The sequence below is a fragment of the Bradyrhizobium sp. USDA 4502 genome (assembly GCF_054063355.1).
The window spans coordinates 868134-888760 of the sequence record NZ_JBSSGF010000001.1; the positions used below are offsets into that span (position 1 = coordinate 868134).

General features: G+C 65.2%; 17 protein-coding genes and 1 pseudogene. 11 read left to right on the forward strand and 7 right to left on the reverse strand.

Annotated features, from left to right (window positions below):
• Window positions 1–2 precede the first annotated feature (2 nt).
• Window positions 3–1436 carry a helix-turn-helix domain-containing protein gene (locus tag ACVW1B_RS03880; protein ID WP_253603283.1) on the reverse strand — a complete coding sequence of 478 codons (1434 nt, stop codon included), beginning with the start codon at window positions 1434–1436 and terminating at the stop codon, window positions 3–5.
• Window positions 1437–1581: 145 nt separating this feature from the next.
• Between ACVW1B_RS03880 and ACVW1B_RS03885 the strand changes: the two genes are divergently transcribed.
• Both ACVW1B_RS03885 and ACVW1B_RS03890 read left to right on the forward strand, forming a co-directional pair.
• The gene (locus ACVW1B_RS03885; RefSeq protein ID WP_253603281.1) at window positions 1582–3219 is read left to right on the forward strand and encodes an isocitrate lyase; all 1638 of its coding nucleotides are present in this window, start codon (window positions 1582–1584) and stop codon (window positions 3217–3219) included.
• A gap of 222 nt (window positions 3220–3441) precedes the next feature.
• Window positions 3442–3969, forward strand: coding sequence for a DUF4269 domain-containing protein (locus tag ACVW1B_RS03890; RefSeq protein WP_456821177.1), 528 nt, complete (start codon window positions 3442–3444; stop codon window positions 3967–3969).
• A 22-nt stretch (window positions 3970–3991) separates the two neighbouring features.
• Here ACVW1B_RS03890 and ACVW1B_RS03895 read toward each other — a convergent pair whose 3' ends face one another.
• From ACVW1B_RS03895 to ACVW1B_RS03920, 6 genes and pseudogenes are all read right to left on the reverse strand, one after another.
• Complete coding sequence (locus ACVW1B_RS03895; protein ID WP_456821178.1) at window positions 3992–5206, reverse strand: PepSY-associated TM helix domain-containing protein; 1215 nt, start codon at window positions 5204–5206, stop codon at window positions 3992–3994.
• Window positions 5206–7541 (reverse strand): annotated as a pseudogene (locus ACVW1B_RS03900) (TonB-dependent siderophore receptor). Before ACVW1B_RS03900 ends, ACVW1B_RS03895 begins: the two are co-directional and overlap by 1 nt.
• A gap of 280 nt (window positions 7542–7821) precedes the next feature.
• Window positions 7822–8055 (reverse strand): hypothetical protein, encoded by a 234-nt coding sequence (locus ACVW1B_RS03905; protein ID WP_159109512.1) that lies wholly within the window; start codon window positions 8053–8055, stop codon window positions 7822–7824.
• 208 nt (window positions 8056–8263) lie between these two features.
• Window positions 8264–9190, reverse strand: a complete 927-nt coding sequence (locus tag ACVW1B_RS03910) for an acyl-CoA thioesterase (protein WP_456821179.1) — start codon at window positions 9188–9190, stop codon at window positions 8264–8266.
• Window positions 9191–9195: 5 nt separating this feature from the next.
• The gene (locus ACVW1B_RS03915) at window positions 9196–10311 is read right to left on the reverse strand and encodes a hypothetical protein (RefSeq protein WP_310881412.1); all 1116 of its coding nucleotides are present in this window, start codon (window positions 10309–10311) and stop codon (window positions 9196–9198) included.
• A 50-nt stretch (window positions 10312–10361) separates the two neighbouring features.
• Entirely contained in the window at window positions 10362–11585 is a 1224-nt protein-coding gene (locus ACVW1B_RS03920; protein ID WP_310881413.1) for an ABC transporter substrate-binding protein, read from the reverse strand.
• A 202-nt stretch (window positions 11586–11787) separates the two neighbouring features.
• Here ACVW1B_RS03920 and ACVW1B_RS03925 point away from each other — a divergent pair, with 202 nt between their 5' ends.
• The 9 genes from ACVW1B_RS03925 (at window position 11788) to ACVW1B_RS03965 (ending at window position 20553) form a co-directional block, all read left to right on the forward strand.
• Complete coding sequence (locus tag ACVW1B_RS03925) at window positions 11788–13341, forward strand: acyl-CoA synthetase (protein ID WP_456821180.1); 1554 nt, start codon at window positions 11788–11790, stop codon at window positions 13339–13341.
• A complete protein-coding gene (locus tag ACVW1B_RS03930) occupies window positions 13311–14414 on the forward strand; it encodes a phosphotransferase family protein (RefSeq protein WP_456821181.1) in 1104 nt (367 codons plus the stop codon). The genes ACVW1B_RS03925 and ACVW1B_RS03930 overlap by 31 nt, the downstream gene beginning before the upstream one ends.
• Window positions 14411–14920 (forward strand): hypothetical protein, encoded by a 510-nt coding sequence (locus tag ACVW1B_RS03935; RefSeq protein ID WP_456821182.1) that lies wholly within the window; start codon window positions 14411–14413, stop codon window positions 14918–14920. The genes ACVW1B_RS03930 and ACVW1B_RS03935 overlap by 4 nt, the downstream gene beginning before the upstream one ends.
• A 187-nt stretch (window positions 14921–15107) precedes the next feature.
• Window positions 15108–16367, forward strand: coding sequence for an aromatic ring-hydroxylating oxygenase subunit alpha (locus ACVW1B_RS03940; protein WP_456821183.1), 1260 nt, complete (start codon window positions 15108–15110; stop codon window positions 16365–16367).
• Window positions 16367–16864: an aromatic-ring-hydroxylating dioxygenase subunit beta gene (locus ACVW1B_RS03945; protein ID WP_429028968.1), complete on the forward strand. Its 498-nt coding sequence runs from the start codon at window positions 16367–16369 to the stop codon at window positions 16862–16864. Before ACVW1B_RS03940 ends, ACVW1B_RS03945 begins: the two co-directional genes overlap by 1 nt.
• 13 nt (window positions 16865–16877) lie before the next feature.
• On the forward strand, window positions 16878–17672 hold the full coding sequence (locus ACVW1B_RS03950) for an enoyl-CoA hydratase/isomerase family protein (RefSeq protein WP_456821184.1): 795 nt from the start codon (window positions 16878–16880) through the stop codon (window positions 17670–17672).
• 1 nt (window position 17673) lies between these two features.
• A complete protein-coding gene (locus tag ACVW1B_RS03955; RefSeq protein ID WP_456821185.1) occupies window positions 17674–18423 on the forward strand; it encodes an SDR family NAD(P)-dependent oxidoreductase in 750 nt (249 codons plus the stop codon).
• A 1-nt stretch (window position 18424) separates the two neighbouring features.
• Window positions 18425–19363 carry an alpha/beta hydrolase gene (locus ACVW1B_RS03960; RefSeq protein WP_456821186.1) on the forward strand — a complete coding sequence of 313 codons (939 nt, stop codon included), beginning with the start codon at window positions 18425–18427 and terminating at the stop codon, window positions 19361–19363.
• Window positions 19360–20553, forward strand: a complete 1194-nt coding sequence (locus ACVW1B_RS03965) for an acyl-CoA dehydrogenase family protein (RefSeq protein ID WP_310881416.1) — start codon at window positions 19360–19362, stop codon at window positions 20551–20553. Before ACVW1B_RS03960 ends, ACVW1B_RS03965 begins: the two co-directional genes overlap by 4 nt.
• Window positions 20554–20627: the final 74 nt, after the last annotated feature.

Here is a 20627-nt window from a genome sequence, read left to right on the forward strand (position 1 = left end):
CGTCAATCCGCCGAGAAGCCGAACGGCACGCTCGAGGTCCTGAAATCGTCCGGAAGAATCTCGCGTCCGATCGGCGGCGCCGACCGCGCCGCGCATCTCGGCCGATGGCAGACCCGGCATGCGACGCCGATCGGCGTCGGCTCGTCGGCATTCGGTCCCTGTCCGTCGCGCGTGTAGATCAACTGGCCCGCATGTTCGGCGGCGCAGCCGATCGCGATCGCCCGCTCGACGCGGATGGCGCCGAACGCGCCGCCGCCGGCGGTCACGGTGCGGGCGATCGAAAAGAACCGCTGTCCGTCGGGCAGTTCCAGCCATTGGGTGACGATCTGGCGCGGCGTCTTGAAGATGTCGTGCACTGACCATAGCGGACATGCACCGCCGTGCTTTGCAAACGGGAAGCCGGCGCCGTCAAGCAGCTTGGAAATGTTGCCGGCCGGATCGACCCGGATCAGGAAGAACGGGACCTTTTCGAGACCCGGCCGTTGCAGGGTCGTGACGCGGTGCGCGACCTGCTCGAAGCTGGTGCCGAATTGACGCGCCAGCGCCTCCAGATCGTAGCGGCGGGCCTCGACCGCTTTCGCGAACACCGAATACGGCATGATGAGTGCGGCGGCGGCGTAGGCCGCAAGCGCACGGCGCGCCAGCAGCTCGGCGCTTTTGGTCGTGAACTTGCCGGCTTCCACGGCGGCGCCGATCTCGCCCTCCAGTTCCAGATAGGCAAGTTGCTTGGCCAGCTGAAAATTGAGGCCCGCGGTATCGAGCGAGTCCTCGAGCAGCAATTGTCTGCGATGAAGGTCCAGTCGCCTGATCGAACCCAGCATGACGTTCGGCGGCAGATAGCGGACCTGGAGTTTATGTCGCTCCCGAAGCCGCTCGATAAATCCGGCGGGCCCGGCAGGTTCGTGGACGAGCCGCTCGGCGGCATCGTCGAGGCTGGCAAAATTGTTGCGGCGCGCGGCGAGAAAACGTCGGACCTCCGCAACGGGATCGTTGGCGTCAAAGTTCTCCTGGCCCGGTGAAGCGATCGCCATGTCCGGAGCCCTGCGCTCCGCAAGCGCCAGCTGCTCTTCGCGATAGGCGGTGTAGAGGCGCAGGAAGGCCTCGGTCATTCCGGGATAGCTGACCGCGAGGTCGCTGACCTCAAGCGCGGGGATGTCGATGTCGGCAAACATCGGCTCCTTCAAGACGGACTGCATGCGGGCGGTGTGATCGGCACCGCCATCGCCAGCGAGATCAGCCAGATCGATCTTGTAGGTGCGGGCAAGCCGCAGCAGCATGTCGGCCGTCACCGGGCGCTGATTGCGTTCCAGCAGCGCCACATAGGGGGCCGAGATTTCGAGATCGGCGGCCATGTCGGCCTGGGTCAGCCCGAGGTCGCGCCGCAGCCGGCGCAGTCGTGGGCCCATGAAAACGGAACGGGCGCTTGAGGTTACCATCGCCTTATCCAAGGTTTGTAAGATTCTTACAACAATACATCGGTTTCTTGTAAGTTATGACAAGTTTTCCGCGCCAGGTCTAGCTCCCGATGACGCCGCGCGTCACAAACGGTGCAGTTATTTCGTCACCGAAGGGATCACGGACATGAACTTCCAACCGCGCGGGATCAGCGACCGGGCCATCCAGGGACCGGCTTCGTATCAGAGCGAGATCGAGGCGGCCGAAGCGCTGCTCAAGGGCAAGGACACCTGGAACGGCGTCACCGCCGAAGCCGTGGCGCGGATGCGCCTGCAGAACCGCTTCAAGACCGGTCTGGATGTCGCCCGTTACACGGCTGCGCTGATGCGCGCCGACATGGCCGCCTATGATGCCGACAGCACCAAGTACACCCAGTCGCTCGGCTGCTGGCACGGCTTCATCGCCCAGCAGAAGCTGATCTCGGTCAAGAAGCACTTCGGCAATACCGACCGCCGCTATCTGTATCTTTCCGGCTGGATGATCGCGGCGCTGCGCTCCGAGTTCGGCCCGCTGCCCGACCAGTCGATGCACGAGAAGACCTCGGTGCCGGCCCTGATCGAGGAGCTCTACACCTTCCTGCGTCAGGCGGATTCGCGTGAGCTGAACGATATCTTCCGCGCGCTCGATGCGGCCCGCAAGGAAGGCGACAAGGCCAAGGAAAAGGCGCTGATCGAGAAGATCGACAACTTCCAGACCCACGTCGTGCCGGTTATCGCCGACATCGACGCCGGCTTCGGCAATGCCGAGGCGACCTATCTGCTCGCCAAGAAGATGATCGAGGCGGGCGCCTGCGCCCTGCAGATCGAGAACCAGGTCTCCGACGAGAAGCAGTGCGGCCACCAGGACGGCAAGGTGACCGTGCCGCACGAGGTGTTCATCGCGAAGATCCGCGCCTGCCGCCATGCGTTCCTCGAGCTCGGCGTCGAAGACGGCATCATCGTGACCCGTACCGACTCGCTCGGCGCCGGCCTGACCCAGCAGATCGCCGTGAGCCATAAGCCCGGCGACCTCGGCGATCAGTACAACAGCTTCCTCGACTGCGAGGAAGTGACGGCGGCCAATGCGCGCAACGGCGACGTCATCATCAACCAGAACGGCAAGATGATGCGTCCGAAGCGTCTGCCCAGCAACCTCTACCAGTTCCGTCCCGGCACCGGTGCGGATCGCTGCGTGCTCGACTGCATCACCTCGCTGCAGAACGGCGCCGACCTGCTGTGGATCGAGACCGAGAAGCCGCATATCGAGCAGATCGCCTCGATGGTCGATCGCATCCGCAAGGTCATTCCGAACGCGAAGCTGGCGTACAACAACTCGCCGTCGTTCAACTGGACGATCAACTTCCGTTGGCAGGTCTATGACGCGATGAAGGAAGCCGGCAAGGATGTCAGCAAGTACAACCGTGCCGAGCTGATGAAGCCGGAATACGACGAGACGCCGCTGGCGATCGAAGCCGACGAGCGCATCCGTACCTTCCAGGCGGATTCGGCCAAGCGCGCCGGCATCTTCCACCATTTGATCACGTTGCCGACCTATCACACGGCGGCGCTGTCGACCGACAATCTCGCGAAGGAGTATTTCGGCGAGCAGGGCATGCTTGGCTACGTCAAGAACGTGCAGCGCGCGGAGATCCGCCAGGGCATCGCCTGCGCCAAGCATCAGAACATGGCGGGCTCCGACATCGGCGACGATCACAAGGAGTACTTCGCCGGTGAGGCTGCCCTCAAGGCGGGCGGCGCCCACAACACGATGAACCAGTTCGGCTAATCGATCGAACAGATCATTCGACTATCGGCTGGACGGTCTGGCGCGCGAGCAGCCTGGCCTGTCCGCCGGCGGGCGGGGCGATTTTCGACCACGGTGACGCGGTCGAGATCGCCCCGTAACGTTTTTGGCCACGATCCCCTCAAGCCCGCCCACTTGCAGAGGTTCGCACGTTCTACGCGCGTGTGGTAATGCGTCGCTGCGATCTTGAGGGCATGCCACGCGATGAGTGTCGGGCACTACGCATCCGCCGTCACCAGCTCCGCTGTGATGGAGCTGCTGAAGCCGTTCGACCCTCGTATCGTCGGAACGCTGCCGCTCGGCCTTACCGTGCCCGGCAGCGACATCGATATCGTCTGCCATGCGTCCGATCCGAACGCATTCGCGGACATCATTTGGGCTCACTATCAAGCGTGCGATGATTTCGTCCTCTTCCGATGGACCTCGGGGACGCGGCCGGTGATTGCCCGCTTTGTGTGCGACGGCTGGCCGTTCGAACTGTTCGGTGATCTGCGTCCGGTGGAGCAACAACGAGGCTGGATCCATTTCGAGGTCGAACGGCGGCTGCTTGCGCTTGATGATGGAGGGCTGCGGCGAGCCGTCAGGGAATTGAGGGCGGGCGGTCTCAAGACCGAGCCTGCGTTCGCTACCGTGCTCGGGATATCGGGCGATCCCTATCGTGGATTGCTTGAGCTCGCGGCCGAAACGGACGCCGAGTTACGTGCCCGGCTCGCGGCGTGCGATTTCGGCTGAGCGACAAATTGATAGAACGGCTTCATTCGCCCGGAACGAGGTGGCCGACCGGCTGCCGCGCGAGCCGCCGGTGCCTGCGACGGGACAGATAAAGCAGCAGGCCGGTCACGGCGAATAGCGGCATCATGGCGGCGGCCAGCATGAAGGCGAGCTTGCCGGGCCATCCCAGGATGGCGCCGCGGTGGAAGTCGAGCACGCTGGCGAGGACGCGTTCGCCAAACGTCTTGTCGGCGTAGCGATCCGATGAGATGACGCGGCCGGTGAGGGCATCGATACGGAATTCGTCACGCACGGCCTCGCGCGACGAGTCCCGCGGCCATGACCGCACGCGCACGGCCGTGCCCGCGCCGGCCGGCATGGTCAGGAGGACCCTTCCGTAACTGTTGTTCTCCTGCTGCAGGAACGTCGACCAGACGTGATCGAAGGCAAGCGGCTTTGCCTCGGCCTTCGCTTCGGTCTTGGCTTCACCCTTGCTCTCGGCAGCCGCGCCGCCGCGCGGCGGTTTGGGCTGCGTCGCGTTCGCCGCGGCCTGAGGCCGCGCGAACAGCCAGTTGGCGCCGGCCTTGTACCACTCGAACGAATACCACAGGCCGGTCAGCGTCATCACCAGATAGACCGGCAGCACCCAGGTCCCGATCACGGCGTGCAGCGAGCGATGCAGGCCGCGGCCGCGCAGTCCCAGATTCGGCTTCAGCCACATCTTTACGCTGCGCGCACGACGCGGCCAGCGCAGCACGAGGCCGGTGATCAGCATCACGATCAGGCAGATCGCGGCCGAGCCGGTGATCTTGCGGCCGATGCCATTGCCGTCGCCCGGCAACAGCAGCCAGCGATGCAGCTTGCGGACGGTTGCGAAAAAGTCCTCGCCGCGCGGCGAGCCGAGCACGTGCCCATCATAGGGGTCGACATAGACCGAGGACGGCCGCGTGCCGCCCTCGCTGCGAGCGAAACGGATGCGGGCCGCGGCCGACGGATCGCTCGACATCGTCACGGCCGAGACCTTGCCGAAATCGCCCGCCGCCGCCAGCCGCGCGATCAACTCGTCCGGCGTGAGCCGCGGGGTCGCGCTGGCCTCGACGCGCATCATCTGACTGTTCAGGCTGGCCTCGATCTCATCCTCAAAGGCCATTGTCGCGCCGGTGAGGCCGACCACGGCCCACAGCAGCGCCAGCACGAGGCCACCCAGGGAATGGACCTGCAGCAGTGCAGCCTTGATCGGGCGCCGAACGTCACTCATCAGAATTTCACCGTCGCCGAGAGCGAGAAGCGCCGCGCGTCGCCCATCGCGACCGTCAGGATGCTGTTGGCCGAAGGGTAGTAGACCGTGTCGAACAGGTTCTTGACGTTGAACTGGTAGATGACCGCGGGAACGACTGGACCTTGGTCTCGTAGGTCGCAAACACGTCCGCGACCGTGTAGGCTGGCAGCACGAAGCTGTTCGCCGCATCGCCCGGCCGGTCGCCGACATAGCGCGCGCCGCCGCCGAGGCGAAGCCGGCCGGGCAGGGTGGTGCCGAAATCATAGACGAGGTAGAGCGATGCGGTGTTCAGCGCGACGTTCTGCAGGGCCTTGCCGGCGAGCGTCGGGTCCTCGGTTACGCGTGCGTCGGTATAGCCATAGCTGCCGATCATGCTCCAATTGTCTGATAGCCTGCCGGTGACGTCGAGTTCGACGCCACGCGAGCGAACCTTGCCCGCCGTACGGTACTCGACGATACCAGTCGTGGCGTTGAGCTGCGAAACCAACACGTTCTTCTTGTCGATGTCGTAGAGCGCAAGCGTGCCGGAGATCTGTTTGTTGAAGTCGAACTTGACGCCGGTCTCCCATTGGGTGCCCTCTTCGGGCGCGATGTTGGAGCCGATCACGCCGCCGCCGGTAAGCGGCGCGATGGTCGAGGTGGGTTTCAGCGATTGCGTGTAGCTCGCATAAAGCGAGACCTGGTCGGTGAGCTTGAAGATGGCGCCGCCGAGCGGCAGCACCTTGTCGGCCGAGACATTGGTATTGGTGATGAACGGGCGGCCCTTGCCGGCGAGCTGGTCGTAATCCAGGTAGCGCACGCCGCCGACCAGCGCGAAGCGCTCGGTCAGGTGCAACGTGTCCTGGAAGAACAGCGACCACTGGCCGAGCTTGTCGGTCTGGGCGCTGTCGGCCGCCGACACCGTGGTGCCCGGCGTGATCAGCCCATACACCGGATTATAGAAATTGAAGCTCGGCGTCGCCTGCCGGATCAGATTGTCGCGGTAGATCGTGCGGTACTGGCCGTCGCCGCCGAACAGCACCTCGTTGCGGAAACCGCCGAGCCAGACATTGCCCTGCAGATAGGAGGTGCCGTAGCTCGCATTGCTGAGCGAGCCCCAGGTGCCGTCGTTGCTGCGGGTCTCGACGCCGGTCTTGGCGTTGATGCCGGTGATGCGGAGCTGGTTGGCGCTGAAGGTCTCGGTGTTGTAGCTGTAGGCCGCGAACAGCTTCCAGTCCTGGTTCAGGCGATGCTCGACCGAGGCCTGCATCAGGTCGGAGGTTCCCCACATGTTGTTGAAGGGCTCGTCGAGTCGGCGCGTCGCGGGGATCGCCAGCGGTGCCTTGGTCACGGAATCGAACGCGGTGCCGCGGTCGAACGGCGTGATGAATTCGCGGTGCTCGTAATTGAGCTGGACGGTGGTGTTCTCGCCGTACCAGGCCAGCGACGGCGCCACCAGCATTTCGCGGTGGCGGCCGAAATTGCGCCAATAGTCCTCGCTCACGCCATAGCCGATGAAGCGATAGGCGAGACCGCGATCGCCGATCGGGCCGGTGATGTCGATGGTGCCGTCGGCGCCGCTCTTGTCGTTGGCGTAGGTCGAGCCGAGCAGGGTCACCGAGCCGTGCTGATAGAGCTCGGGGCGCTTGCTGATCGTGTTGACGATGCCGCCGGGATCCATGATGCCGTAGAGCAGCGAGGCCGGGCCCTTCAGCACCTCGACGCTCTCGACGGATGCGTTGAGGCTGCGGCCCTGCACCAGCGGCATGCCGTTGCGCATGATCGAGCCGTCGCGGTTGTCGCCGAAGCCGCGGCGCATCACCGCATCCTGGGTGCCGGCCAGCGTGTTGGCCTGGGTGACGCCGCTGACATTGGCCAGCGCATCGTCGAGGTTGCGCGGCAGCTGATCCTTCAACACCTGCTCGGGCACGACGTTGACCGTCTGCGAGGTGTCGAGCGGCGAGGCGCCGCTGCGCAGCGTGGTCGAGCTTGGCATCGCGCGATAGTGGAGCTTGGCTTCGTTCAACTCTGCTGCGGCAGTGGCCGCGCGCTCCGACGGTGTCGGTGGCGCCGGTCGGGCATTCCGGCTGCGCTGCCGGGCCGCGGCGGCCGCCTGCGTTCGCTGTGCCGGCTTTGCCGCAGATGCTGCCGGCTTGCGCTTCTGCGTCGGCTGGTCGACCGTGACCGGCGGCAGCGGGACGCTCGATTGGGCGTTTGCTGGCGTCACCGCTGAGGAGACATCGGCTAGCAAAAATGCTGCGCCGATCAGCAGATGGGTGCGGCCCTTGTCGGCGGCATTTCGACGGTCGCCGACAACCCGGCACTCAGCATTCACAGGCACTCTTGGACTTCCGATTCACGCGAACTCGTTCACGGCGCGCCTCTAGCAGTCGGCGTGCGCGAAAAGAACCGGAGCAGACTTGAATCTCTCTAACCGGAATAGATTTGAATCATTCTAAGACACGACAGGGCTCGCGCGTGTGCGCGAGCCCTGAACCTCGTGACCTGCTTGTCGCGTCTGCGCGTCAAATGGCCGTGCGATCGTCGCCTAAGGCTGCAGCCGTCGTCCTGTCACATCTCAGGTGTACGGTTTGCCGTAGGCCGCGCGATGCGCCTCACGACAACGCTAGGCTGACCGGCGTCTTGCCGACCACTCCCGTGCTCACGCCGTCGCGGGCCATGGATTCGATCGTGCCCCAGTTCTCGCGAAAGATCCGCGCCGCCTCGTTGGCGCTTTCCGCCTGGATCGTCAGACTGCACGCGCGCCTCGTGCCGTTGCTGGCGAGCTGGAAGTAGAGAACATATCCAGACGATTCCGCACTCCGTGCGGCCAGCGGTGCCTGCTGCATGTAGGTTTTCCCCAAAGTGTTTTTGTTGCGCCACCCGCAGGCAGGATTTGACAGGGATGCGGCACAGTCGTGGTCGCGATCGAGCTAAGCTGAACGTTTGTTCATTTTGTTGGCCGGTGTTGCCAGGATTCAACACCGGGTGGAACTTGCCGTAGCTCGGCACTGCAACTAAGCCGCGATCGCGGCATCAGCTCAACCGTCGTGGCGTCTACGCATCGCCCTCTGGATGGACCATCAGCGTCTCTTGGATCGCGGTGGCGAGCATCGCGCCGTCACGGTCGTGGACGCGCGCGATCGACTGCCCGCGGCCGCCATCCGCGCATGGGCTCTCGGTTTCGACATGCATCCAGGCGTCAGGCGAAAATACGCGATGAAACCAGATGCAATGGTTGAGGCTCGACAGATAGAGTGGCGCGCGCGACTGCAGATCGCCGAGATGGCCGCCGACGCTGGAGAAGTTGAGCCACCAGTCTGAGAGATAGGCGAACACCGCGGCCTGGGCGCGGGAACCGGCGGCGAGCGGCTGCCGGCATCTGATCCAGAAGCGCAGACATGGCCCTGCCGTCGTGGCCGAGAGCTGGCGTTCGATCTCCGGAATGCGGAAATCCATGCTGGGCTTGATGTGCTGGGAATATGGGCCGAGCGGCCGCAACTGCGCCATCAGCGCGTCGGGGATCATGCTCAGATCTGGCAGGCTTTCGGGATCCTCCGATCGTGCGAACGGCACCGCGTGCCGCGGGCCCGGCTGCGGCGTGCAGAATGTGGCCTGCGCGCTGAGCACGGTACGCCCGTCGCCTTGCGTGCCGACGATATGGCGGGAGGAGAATCGCTTGCCGTCCTGCAGAACCTCCGCGTCAAACGTAATGCGCCTGACAGGATCGGCGCCGCGCAGGAACAAGAGCTGCAGCATCGCCGCCGGGCGATCTTCGGGCGCGCTGAGCGTTGCGGCCATCATGGCCTGGCCAAGAATCTGGCCGCCGTAGGAACGGCCGTTGAGATTGCCGTCGCCGAAGCGGCTGCGATAGTGGAGCGGGGCGATCGTCTCGAGCGAGACCAACGCCTCGGCGGCCTTGTTGTCCCATGGTTCGCACGCGGCTTCGTTGCGCTCCGCGACGCGCATGCCTTGCCCGTCCATCCCGGTCACATCGCCGGGAATTTCTGTGGTCCGGGATAGAGCGGATAGCCGGCGGCGACACCGTATTCGCTGATGCCAAATCCGGTCTCGTTGCCGCTCTCGAGCCGGACGACATGATCCGACAGCGTCCGTGCGATGGCGCGCGTCGCCGCATCGTCGAGGTTCCAGATGTCGTGCCCGGCATGGCTCTCGCCGCGGTCGTCGCCATGGGTCCAGCCTTGCAGGCCGCCATACATGCCGGCCTTCAGATAGAATCGCGTCGGCAGTCCATGCATCCTGACGCGGCGCGGCTCGCCGCGATCGAATGTGAAGGTGAAGTCGGCCGACGCGATGGTCTGACCGAGCGGATCGTCAGCCCACTCGATCTTGTGCTCCAGCGAGGTCACCTCGCGATGCGACACCGATCCATCGGCTTCGCGGCGGAACTCGGTGCCCGAGAGGTAATGCGGCTTGCCCGGCGTGCGCTCCTTGATGAAGATCGACAGCGCCGACTCCGGGAACTGGAACATCGACCAGGTCCAGAAGAAATTGCGATGGGTCGCGACCGGCGGCCTGGTCTCGTCGGTGCGCATCTCGGATCGCAGGCCCCAGGAGCGGTCGCGCTGCCCCCACCACAGCTCGGGCTCGATCTCGTAACGCTTGCCATCGGCGACGATCCAGCCGCGCCAGCGGCCGAATTGCGAGACGCGCGCGAGGTCTTCCTCGACGACACCGTTGCGCTCGCGAAAATTCTGCTTCTCCTGCGCCGCCGGAAAGCTCGCCTTGAATTCGAGCGCGAAGCTGATGCCGGACGGATTGTCGGCGAGCGAGATCCTATGCAGGCTGTTACCCTCGACGATCTCGATCCTGAGCCCGCCGACTTCCGTCTCCAGCGGACGGGTCCCGAGCCGGCGCGAGGCACGGAAATTGTGCTGACGCCGGCCGATGGTGATGCCGGCAAAGCCGTCGATCACGTTGCGGTTCGGGTAATAGCCGAGCCCGATGTCGATCAGCAGTTCGCTGCCGTCGATCGGATGCGCGGTGTACCAGTAGCGTTCGGTGAACCTTGCATCGCCGCCGCCTGCCTTGGCAAACGGCTGCGGCGTCTGGTGGCCGATGAGATCGTCCTGGGCTGTCAGCATTGTTTTTGTCCTTGTGTTTGAGCCGGTTCGGTCGGATGGGTAGCGCGGGATCAGTCCTTGGCCGGGCCGGCGCCCACGATGTCGCCGAACAGCACCCAGGTCTTGCCGTCGAAGCGGGCGAAACGGCGCTCGGTGATCGCCGCGTAGTCCTGCGGCGTGGTCTGGATCGTGATGCCCGGGAGCAGCATCGGCAGCTCGATGCCGCTGAGGTTGGTGGCCTGCTTCAGCACGTTCTCCCGCGCGAGGTTGTCGCCGCAGCGCTGCAGGATGATCGCGCCGAGCTGTGCCGTGGTGTAGCCGGTCACCGCGATCACGTCGTTCGGATCCATCCCCGGCATATATTTGGCGGCGAAGGCGAGATAGTCGGTCATGCCCTTGTCATTGGCCCAGGCCGGATCGTTCGGCGTCTTGTAGGATGTCGTGGTCAGGATGCCGGTCGAGGCCTCGATCCCCGCCGGCACCAGCACGCCGGCGATCGAATTCGCGGTCGAGCCGAGGAAGATCAGCGGTTTCCAGCCAAGCTCGTGGATCTTGCGGATCGCCATCGAGGCGAATTTGTTCTGTGCGGCGATCAGGATGGTGTCGGCGCCCGATGCTTTCAGGTTCACGATCTGGGAATCGATCGTGGGCTCGGTCGACTGATACATCGCTTCCTTGACGATCATGGTGTCGGCCTTGGCGCCGAGCCCTTCCTTCAGGCCAAGCACAAAGTCCTTGCCGATGTCGTCGGCCTGCAGCAGCACGCCGATCCTGGCATCCGGCTTCTCGCGCAGCACGTAGCGCGCGATGATCCGGGACTCGTTGACGTAGGTCGGCGAGTAGGGCGTCGTCCAGGGGAACTGCTTGGGATCGTTCCAGCGGGTGCCGCCACTCTGCACCAGCAGATGCGGAACGCCATTGCTGTTGAGATATTTCTGGATCGCGGCGTTGGTCGGCGTGCCGAACGGCGCCATGATCGCGAGCACCTTGTCGTTCTCGACCAGCGCGCGCGTCACTTCGACGGTCTTGGGCGGGCTATAGGCGTCGTCGCGGGTCAGGAAGTTGATGTGGCGGCCATTGATGCCGCCTTTCTCGTTCAGCATCGTGAAATAGGCGAGCATGGTTTTCGGGAAGCTCGCATAGATCGATGCCGGTCCGCTGTAGGGCGCGTTGGCGCCGAGCAGGATCTCGCTGTCACTGACCCCCGGGCCATAGGCCTTCTGGGCATTCGCCGTTCCGAGCGCGCCGGTGAGCGCGAACGCCCACACCGCAAGCGTGACGACTGGCTTCCGCATCTTCCCCTCCCATGACGCCCTCTTTTGCGGGGCTGGTTGATCCGGCGATGGAAGCCTTGAAAGGCTTTACCCCTCGCATCGGCTATGCAATAATAGACCGTCTGTCCGGATTATCAACTGGAATCTCCGGACGGCGTATCGGCCTCATGCGTGACGGAAACATCCGCAGGCGTGCGCGGCCGCATGACGGTGTGGAGGAAACATGAAGCTGACGCAGGCGCTGATCGCGGCGGTGCAATTGCGCAAGGACGCACCCGGCACCATCCACGCCGGACGGTCGCGGAGCTGGAAGGAGATCGGCCATCGCGTCGCCTGTGCCGCGGGCGGGCTGCGACGGCTCGGCGTCGATGCCGGCGATCGCGTCGCCATCCTCGCGCACAACAGCGACCTCTATATCGAGGCGCTCTATGCCATCGCCTGGGCTGGCGCGGTCGCGGTGCCGCTCAACACGCGCTGGGCGGTCGCCGAGAACGCCTATGCGATTGACGATTCCACGCCAAAACTGTTGCTGGTCGACAAGGCCTTCGCCGAGATTGCGTCCGCGCTGCGCGGCGCAAAATCACTCAGCGCAATGGTCTATCTCGATGAGGGGCAAGTGCCCGACGGTATGCAAAGCTATGACGAGCTCATAGCGCATGCGCCGATCGAGGACGCCTCCGGCGCCTACAACGATCTCGCGGGCATCTTCTACACCGGCGGTACCACCGGGTTTCCCAAGGGCGTGATGCTCTCACATGCCAACATCATCTATGAATCGCTGGTCTGGATCTATGCGCTCCGGTTCCGTGAAGATACCCGGTATCTGCACTCGGCCGGCATGTTCCATCTGGCCGGCACCTCGCCGATGATCGCGCTGACCCTGGTCGGTGGCACGCACGTGACCATCGCGAAATTCGAGCCCGAGCTCGCGATGAAGACCATCGCCGAGCACAAGGTGGATTACTGCCTGTTTGTGCCGACCATGCTCAACATGATGCTCAACCATCCATCCTTCGGCACATATGATCTGAGCAGCGTCAAGGATTGCGAATATGGCGCCTCGCCGATGCCCGACGCGCTGCTGGTCAAGCTGATGCGCGTGCTGCCGAGCTGGCGCTTTCACCAGGGCTACGGCATGACCGAAAGCGCAGCGCTGGCGACCATCCTGCCGTGGGAGTATCACGCGCTGGAAGGGCCGCTGGCGGGCAAGCGCAAATCGGCGGGGCGGGCAGCGCCAGGCGTTGAAATCCGCATCATCGATCCCGCGGGCAATGAGGTGCCGCGCGGGACGGTGGGCGAGATCGCGATCCGCGGCGCCGGCGTGATGCTCGGCTATTGGCGCAAGCCCGAGGAAAGCGCGCGCGTGCTGCGCAACGGCTGGCTGCACACCGGCGACGGCGCCTGGATGGACGAGGACGGCTTTGTCTACATCGTCGATCGGCTCAAGGATATGATCGTTTCCGGCGGCGAGAACGTCTATTCCGGCGAGGTAGAGAACGCGATCTTCCAGCACGAGCACGTCAAGGAGTGCGCCGTCATCGCGGTGCCCGATCCGCAATGGGGTGAGGCGGTGCACGCCATCGTGGTGCCGAAGGACGGCGCGCGGCTCGATTCCGACATGGTGATCGCGCATTGCCGCACCCTGATCGCGGGCTACAAATGTCCGCGCTCGGTCGACGTCCGTCTCGAGCCGTTGCCGCTGACCGGCTCCGGCAAGATCATGAAGTCGGCGCTACGCGAGGAGAAGTGGCAGGGCTATACGAGGTCGGTCAATTGATGCCGGAGGCTGCGAAACGATCCGATCAAGATGTGCCGGGTGATGTGCCGGCTCCTGTTCGCCCGGTCGTGGTCAATGACGACGCGGTGCGGCCAGCACTCGCGCGGCATCTGTCGCGGATATCCGGGAGCCGGACGGAGATTGTCGGCTTCGGCCGCAAATCATCGGGTTTCTCCTGGATCACCTATGCGTTCGTGGCCCGCACTGCGGCTGAAGGCGACCGCAAACTGATCCTGCGCGTCGGTCCACCGAGCGGGCTGTTTGCGCCTTACTCGGTGCTGCCCCAGGTTTATGCGCTGCAGTCGCTGGCCGGCAGCGGCGTACCGGTGCCGGCGTTGGTGTCATCAGAACAGGATGGCGCCGAGATCGGCTTTCCGTTCTTCATCTGCGCGCATGTCGAGGGCGACGTGCCGGCGCCCTGGGCGGCGAGCGAACTCGATCCGGACCACAAGCGCGCGGTCGCCCGGCAGTTCGTCGAGATCCTCGCGTCGCTGCACCGGGTCGACGCGGATGCGACGCCATTCGCATCGCGGCATCACAGCGGAGAACGTGCCGAAGTCCGCGCCATCGCCGGCTGGCGCGCCTCGCTGGCGCGGCCGACGGCGCGTTACTATCCGCTGCTCGACTGGGGTGGACGCTGGCTGCAGGACAACTGTCCGCGGCCGCCGCGCCGGACCATCGTGCACGGCGACTACCGGATCGGGAACTTCATCGAGCACAACGGGCGGATCACCGCCATCCTCGATTGGGAGCTCACGCACCTGGGCGATCCGCATGAAGATCTGGCCTGGGCGATGCTGCCGACCTTCAACGCCAGGAGCCGCAAGCTCTATGGCGTGCTCGAGCGCGCGGAGGTGATCGATCTCTATCAGCGCGCCTCCGGCATTCCGGTTTCGGACAAGAGCCTCGCCTTCTACGAGGCTTATGCGCTGTATCAGGCGGCCGCGATCCAGATGTGCGCGGTGCGCGCCTTCGAGGTCGATCGCTTCAACGACATGCGGCTCGCCGTGATGGCAAGCCAGATGCCCTCGATCGTGCGGGCCTTCGAGCGCGCATTGGAGGCCGCGGCATGAGCGCGTCATTCGAACGGCTGATCGACGGCATCATCGATGCACTGCAAAGCCATGTCGTGCCGAACAGCAATGACGATTTCGTTCGCGGGCAGGTGTTCTCTGCAGTCTACGCGCTGAACGGGCTGAAGCTCGCAGCCGACTGGAAGGCCGGGCCGCTGCTCGAGCAAGTGCGTCTGCAGGACGATACTTTCGCGACGGTCGAGCGACTGGCCGGCAGCATGGCGCATCCGGAGGTTCCTTCGACGCCGCGCATCCAGGGCGGCACGTCCGACGTTGCCGCGATCGAGGCATTGCGCGACGATGGCGACCGGCGGCTGGGGCAACTTCTGCTCTGGGCGAGCGGGGAGCACGCACGGGCGGCTAATCCCAATGCCGCGACCGAGATCGAGCGCCTGCTGCGGCGCGCGATTTGCGACCAGCTCAAGATTGAGCTTGCGACGACGCCGAAGTCGATGCTGCAGCAGATCGCGGGTGGCGAGCGCGACGGTGGTGCGGCGCAGGGCTAGCGTGGTTTCGTCGCCGACCGCCGCCGGGATGCATTGTTGCACGCCTTCCGCGACCAGCGGCGACGCTCCACGAAGAAGCTTGCCGGTCCATGGCGCTCATGCTATTAATTCACCGAACGGTCGTTCGGATTATTATTGAATGGCCGATAGACATCCGCGGCAAGCGGCCGGCGAGGGAGACGGAGCGATGAACATGATGACCGGCGTCCCGCCATGGGAACGGCTGATCCGGCCCGACCGGGTGCACGGATCGCTCTACACCGACCCTGACATCTTCGAGGCCGAGCTCAAGAACATCTGGTACCGCACCTGGGTCTATGTCGGGCATGAGAGCGAGGTCCCGAACGCCAACGACTACGTCGTCAAGTCGATCGGCCCGCAATCCGTGATCATGACGCGCGACGAGCAGGGCAAGGTCAATTTGCTACTCAACCGCTGCTCGCATCGCGGCAACCAGGTCTGCTCCTATGACCGCGGCAATGCCCGCTCGTTCACCTGTCCGTTCCACTCCTGGACTTTTGCCAATGACGGCCGCCTGGTCGGTTATGCCTTCCCCGACGGCTATGAGGGGCAGGACAAGTCGCAGCTTGCGCTCGGGCGGGTGACGCGCGTCGAGTCTTACCGCGGCTTCGTGTTCGGCTCGTTCGCGGCCGATGGCCCGACGTTGAAGGAGCATCTCGGCGGCGCCGCCGAGACCATCGACCGGCTGGTGCGCACCTCGCCGGAGAGCGAGGTCGAGATCACGGCGGGCTTCCTCAAGCATCGCGTCAAGGCGAACTGGAAGTTCATCCTGGAGAACGAGTGCGACGGCTATCACCCGGCCTTCGTGCACACCTCGATCTTCGGCGTCGCCGACAGCATGATCGGCAAGCTCTATGGCGGCGCCTCGACCGCGCTGACGCGCGACTACGGCAACGGCCATACCGAGATCGACCTGCGGCCCGAGTTCCGCAAGCGCGACGCGCCGATGAGCTGGTTCGGCACCAGCGAGGACCGGCTGCCGGACTACACGGCGCGCATGAAGGCCGCCCATGGCGACACCGCCGCGCGGGAGATCATGATCGACGGCACGCCGCATGTGATGATCTTCCCGAACCTGTTCATCGCCGAGATCCAGATGTTCGTGATCCAGCCGCTCGGCGTCGACGACAGCGTGCAGCACGTCACCGCGTTGCAGTTCAAGGGCGCGCCCGATCTGAACCGAAGGCTGCGCCAGCAGACCATGGGCTCGGTCGGCCCAGCCGGTTTCCTGCTCGCGGACGATTCCGAAATGTACGAGCGCTGCCATCGCGGCGTGCTGGCGCGCAATCCCGAGTGGATCTTCCTCGGCCGCGGCGAGAAGCGTGAGCGGCGGGACGAGCTCGGCTTCACGGTCGGCCACGTCACCGACGAGGTGCCGTCGCGCGGCATTTGGACCCATTATCGCAAGCTGATGGAGCCTAACTGATGCTGTCGCGCGAGAGCAGCGCCACGTTGATGAGCGCCATCACCGCCTTCCTTTATCGCGAGGCGCGGCTGCAGGACGAGCATCAATACGAGGCCTGGGAAAAGCTCTGGACCGACGACGGCGTCTATTGGGTGCCGGCCAACGGCGCCGACATCGACCCGGAACGGCAGATGTCGATCATCTACGACAACCGCTCGCGGATCGCGCTGCGCGTCCGGCAGCTGATGACCGGCAAGCACTTCACCCAGACGCCGCAGTCGAATTTGCGCCGGCTGATCTCCAACATCGAATTGATGGACGAGCAGCCTGACGACGGCGACATGGCGGTCGCCAGCAACAGCCTCATCTTCGAATCGAGCCTGCGTGACGACACGCTGTGGGCGGCGCGCAATGAATACCGGCTGCGCCATGTCGATGGCGAATTGCGGATGGCCGCCAAGAAGGTCATCCTCGTCAACAACGACAAGGCGATCTACACGCTCTCGTTCCTGGTCTAGAGGAAAACGCGCCATGATCGACAAGGGCCCCGTTCTGCTCGACATCACCGACGGCATCGCGCGGCTGCGGCTCAACCGCCCCGATGCGGCCAACGGCATGAGTGTCGAGCTGCTCCGCGCGCTGTGCGATGCCATCATGGTCTGTCATGGTCATTCCGATCTGCGCGTCGTGCTGCTGAGCGGCGAGGGCACCAATTTCTGCGCCGGTGGCGACGTCCGCGCCTTTGCCTCCAAGGGCGAGAAGCTGCCGGACCATATCCGCCAGGCCACCGCCTATCTGCAGAATGCGGTGACTGGGCTGCTGCGCCTGGAGGCGCCGGTCATATCATCGGTGCAGGGCTTTGCGGCGGGCGGCGGCGGCTTCGGCCTGGTCTGCGCTTCCGATATCGTGATCGCGGCGGAATCGGCAAAATTCCTCGCCGGCGCGACGCGGGTGGCGATGGCGCCGGATGCCGGCGTCTCCGTTACGCTGTCGCGGCTGGTCGGCCTGCGGCGGGCGATGTCGATCCTCCTGACCAATCCGGTGATCCCGGCGGCGGAAGCGTTGCAGATCGGCATCGTCACCAGGGTCGTGCCCGATGCCGAGCTCGCCGATGCATCGCTCGCGCTGGCCCGCGAGCTTGCGGCCGGCGCGCCGAAGGCACTGGCGGCGACCAAGCGGCTGGTCTGGGCCGGCACCGGCACCAGCATCGAGCAGTGCCTGTCGGAAGAGGCGCGCACCGTCGCCGAACTTTCGGGGATGGCCGATGCACGCGAAGGGCTCGCCGCGGTGATCGAGCGGCGCCAGCCTGTATTCACGGGGCGCTGAGGTGGCGAGCTTGCCATTCGGACGTCTCGATGGCCGCCGCGCCTTCGTCTCCGGCGGCGCGCGGGGCATCGGTGCTGCGATCGCGCGCAGCTTTGCCGGCGCGGGCGCCAGGGTCGTGATCGCCGATCTCGATGTCGCCGCGGCCTCGGAGCTGGCGCGCGAGACCGGCGCCGGCGTTGCAGGATTAGACGTCAGCGATGCCACGGCGGTGCAGGCTGTAATGGCGCAGGACGGCCCGTTCGAGATTGTCGTCAACAATGCCGGCATCGATCAGCATGCCTTCTTCACCGATACCACGGCGGAAGATTGGGCACGGCTGATCGCGGTCAATCTCACCTCGGTCTTGGCCTGCACCCACGCCGCGTTGCCGGCGATGCAGGCGGCGCGCTTTGGCCGCATCATCAACGTCACCTCGGAAGCGGCGCGGCTCGGCTCAAAGGGCGGTGCGGTCTACTCCGCGGCCAAGGGCGGCGTGATCTCGTTTACCCGGAGCATCGCGCGGGAGAATGCACGCTATGGCATCACCGCGAACGCGATCGCGCCGGGACCGATCCGCACGCCGATGCTGGAGCAGGCGGTGGCAAAGGGCGGCGACAGGATCCTGCAGGCAATGACCGGCGCAACGCTGCTCGGCCGCCTCGGCGAGCCGGAGGAGGTCGCGGCTGCCGCGCTGTTCCTGGCTTCCGACCAGGCCGCCTATATCACCGGAGAGACGCTCGGCGTTTCCGGCGGCATGGGCATCGGCGGCTGAAATGGACAGCGCGGACGACGATATCGCAATCACGCCGGTCGATCGCGCAATCGAGCGCTTGCGCGCGATCTATCGCGGCTGGACCCGTGATACGACCGTGGCGCAGATGCGCAGCGATTGGGACTTGGCTTTTGCCGGCTGCTCGGTGCCGGTGACGCGCGAGCCGGTTTCCGCCGGCGGGGTCGACGGCGAATGGCTCGTGCCGTCGGATGCTCCGCGCGACAAAGCGGTCCTCTATCTTCACGGCGGCGGTTTCCGCATCGGCTCGGTCGCGTCGCATCGCGACCTGGCCGCACGGATCGCCGATGCATCCGGCTGCCGCGTGCTCTCGATCGATTACCGGCTTGCCCCGGAGCATCGCTTCCCCGCGGCGCTGGAGGATGCGCTGACTGCCTATCAGTATCTGCGCGATCAAGGGCGGCTGCATCCGGCGGATATCGCCTTCGCCGGGGATTCGGCCGGCGGCAATCTCGTGCTGTGCGCGATGCTGGCGGCGCGCGACCGTGGCCTGCCGCTGCCCGCCGCCGCCGCGCTGATGTCACCCTGGACCGATCTCGCAGCGAGCGGCGCCAGCTATCAGAGCAGGGCCGAGGCCGATCCGATCCACCAGCGTGCGATGATCCTGGCGCTTGCCAGGAATTATCTCGGCAAGGACGGCAATGTCCGCGATCCGCTGGCCTCGCCGCTTTATGCCGATCTCACCCGTCTGCCGCCGCTGCTGGTGCAGGTCGGCGACCGCGAGACCGTGCGCGACGATGCGACGGAACTGGCCGCCCGGGCGCAGGCTGCCGGTGTCGACGTCAAGCTCCAGGTGTGGGACGGCATGATCCACGTCTTCCAGATGTTCCCGGAGATTTCGCAGGCGCGCGAGGCGATCGCATCGCTGGCAGCTTTTTTGCGCAACCATCTTCACATCGGCCATGAGAGGGCGCCACAATGAACGTCATGACGTCGGATCCGCGCCAGCTCACTGAGGCCGAGTTCCACTTTTCGGAGCAGCCCAATCTGCCCGAGGAGATGCGCATGCTGCGCGAGCAGGTGCGCCGCTTCGTCGAGAAGGAAGTGGTGCCGCATGCCGAGGCGTGGGAGCGCGACGGCAAGATCCCGCGCGAGATCTATCGCCGCATGGGCGCGCTCGGCTTTCTCGGCATGCGCCACGCGGTCGACCATGGCGGCACCGACATGGGGCCGCTGGCCTCGATGGTATTCGCCGAGGAGTTGGGGCGCTCCAGCTTCGGCGGTTTCACCTCGTCGATCCTCGTGCATACCGACATGTCGGCGGTGCACATCTCCTTGCGCGGTACGCCGGAACAGAAGCAGAAGTATTTGCCGGCGATTATCCGCGGCGAGACGGTCTGCTCGATCGCGGTGACCGAGCCCGATGCGGGCTCCGACGTCGCAGGCCTCAAGACGCGGGCGCGGCGCGACGGCGACAGCTGGGTGATCAACGGCGCAAAGATGTTCATCACCAACGCGGTCTATGGCGACATCCTGATCGTCGCCGCGCGGACCGACCCGCATGCCAAGGGCAGCCGCGGCATCTCGCTGTTCATCGTCGAGCGCAACACGCCGGGCATCACGGCGACCAAGCTCGACAAGCATGGCTGGCTCTGCTCGGACACCGCCGAGATCGCGTTCCAGGACGTGCGCGTGCCGGCGGAAAACCTGCTCGGCGAGGAGAACAAGGGCTTCTATGGCATCATGGAGACCTTCCAGAACGAGCGCATCTGCATCGGCGGCATCTGCGCGGGCGAATCCGCCAAGGCGATCGAGCTGACGACGAATTACGTGAAGACGCGGCAGGCATTCGGCGGCCCGCTCTGGAATCAGCAGGGCGTGCGGCTGAAGCTCGCCCAGCTTGCCGCGAAGGCGGCGGCGGCGCGGGCGCTGGCCTATCAGGCCGCCGAGCTCGCAGCGGCCGGGCAGGATTGCCTGCGTGAGGTCTCGATGGTGAAGGCGCTGTCGCCCGAGGTGCTGCACGAGGTCGTGCATGGCTGCCTGCAACTGCACGGCGGCTCAGGCTTCATGCGCGGCACCCCGATCGAGCGCATGGTGCGCGACGCGCGGGTGCTGACGATCGGCGGCGGCGCGACGGAGGTCATGCTGGAGGAAGTGGCGAAAAGGATGTGACGCCGGCGCTCTTTCTTACCTCGCCCCGCTTGCGGGGAGAGGTCGGATCGCATCGTGAGATGCGATCCGGGTGA

Excerpts from the sequence above, each read along its gene's own strand:
- ACVW1B_RS03880 (WP_253603283.1), bottom strand. The coding sequence starts at position 1,436 with ATGGTAACCTCAAGCGCCCGTTCCGTTTTCATGGGCCCACGACTGCGC.
- ACVW1B_RS03885 (WP_253603281.1), top strand. The coding sequence starts at position 1,582 with ATGAACTTCCAACCGCGCGGGATCAGCGACCGGGCCATCCAGGGACCG.
- ACVW1B_RS03890 (WP_456821177.1), top strand. The coding sequence starts at position 3,442 with ATGAGTGTCGGGCACTACGCATCCGCCGTCACCAGCTCCGCTGTGATG.
- ACVW1B_RS03895 (WP_456821178.1), bottom strand. The coding sequence starts at position 5,206 with ATGAGTGACGTTCGGCGCCCGATCAAGGCTGCACTGCTGCAGGTCCAT.
- ACVW1B_RS03905 (WP_159109512.1), bottom strand. The coding sequence starts at position 8,055 with ATGCAGCAGGCACCGCTGGCCGCACGGAGTGCGGAATCGTCTGGATAT.
- ACVW1B_RS03910 (WP_456821179.1), bottom strand. The coding sequence starts at position 9,190 with ATGGACGGGCAAGGCATGCGCGTCGCGGAGCGCAACGAAGCCGCGTGC.
- ACVW1B_RS03915 (WP_310881412.1), bottom strand. The coding sequence starts at position 10,311 with ATGCTGACAGCCCAGGACGATCTCATCGGCCACCAGACGCCGCAGCCG.
- ACVW1B_RS03920 (WP_310881413.1), bottom strand. The coding sequence starts at position 11,585 with ATGCGGAAGCCAGTCGTCACGCTTGCGGTGTGGGCGTTCGCGCTCACC.
- ACVW1B_RS03925 (WP_456821180.1), top strand. The coding sequence starts at position 11,788 with ATGAAGCTGACGCAGGCGCTGATCGCGGCGGTGCAATTGCGCAAGGAC.
- ACVW1B_RS03935 (WP_456821182.1), top strand. The coding sequence starts at position 14,411 with ATGAGCGCGTCATTCGAACGGCTGATCGACGGCATCATCGATGCACTG.
- ACVW1B_RS03940 (WP_456821183.1), top strand. The coding sequence starts at position 15,108 with ATGAACATGATGACCGGCGTCCCGCCATGGGAACGGCTGATCCGGCCC.
- ACVW1B_RS03945 (WP_429028968.1), top strand. The coding sequence starts at position 16,367 with ATGCTGTCGCGCGAGAGCAGCGCCACGTTGATGAGCGCCATCACCGCC.
- ACVW1B_RS03950 (WP_456821184.1), top strand. The coding sequence starts at position 16,878 with ATGATCGACAAGGGCCCCGTTCTGCTCGACATCACCGACGGCATCGCG.
- ACVW1B_RS03960 (WP_456821186.1), top strand. The coding sequence starts at position 18,425 with ATGGACAGCGCGGACGACGATATCGCAATCACGCCGGTCGATCGCGCA.
- ACVW1B_RS03965 (WP_310881416.1), top strand. The coding sequence starts at position 19,360 with ATGAACGTCATGACGTCGGATCCGCGCCAGCTCACTGAGGCCGAGTTC.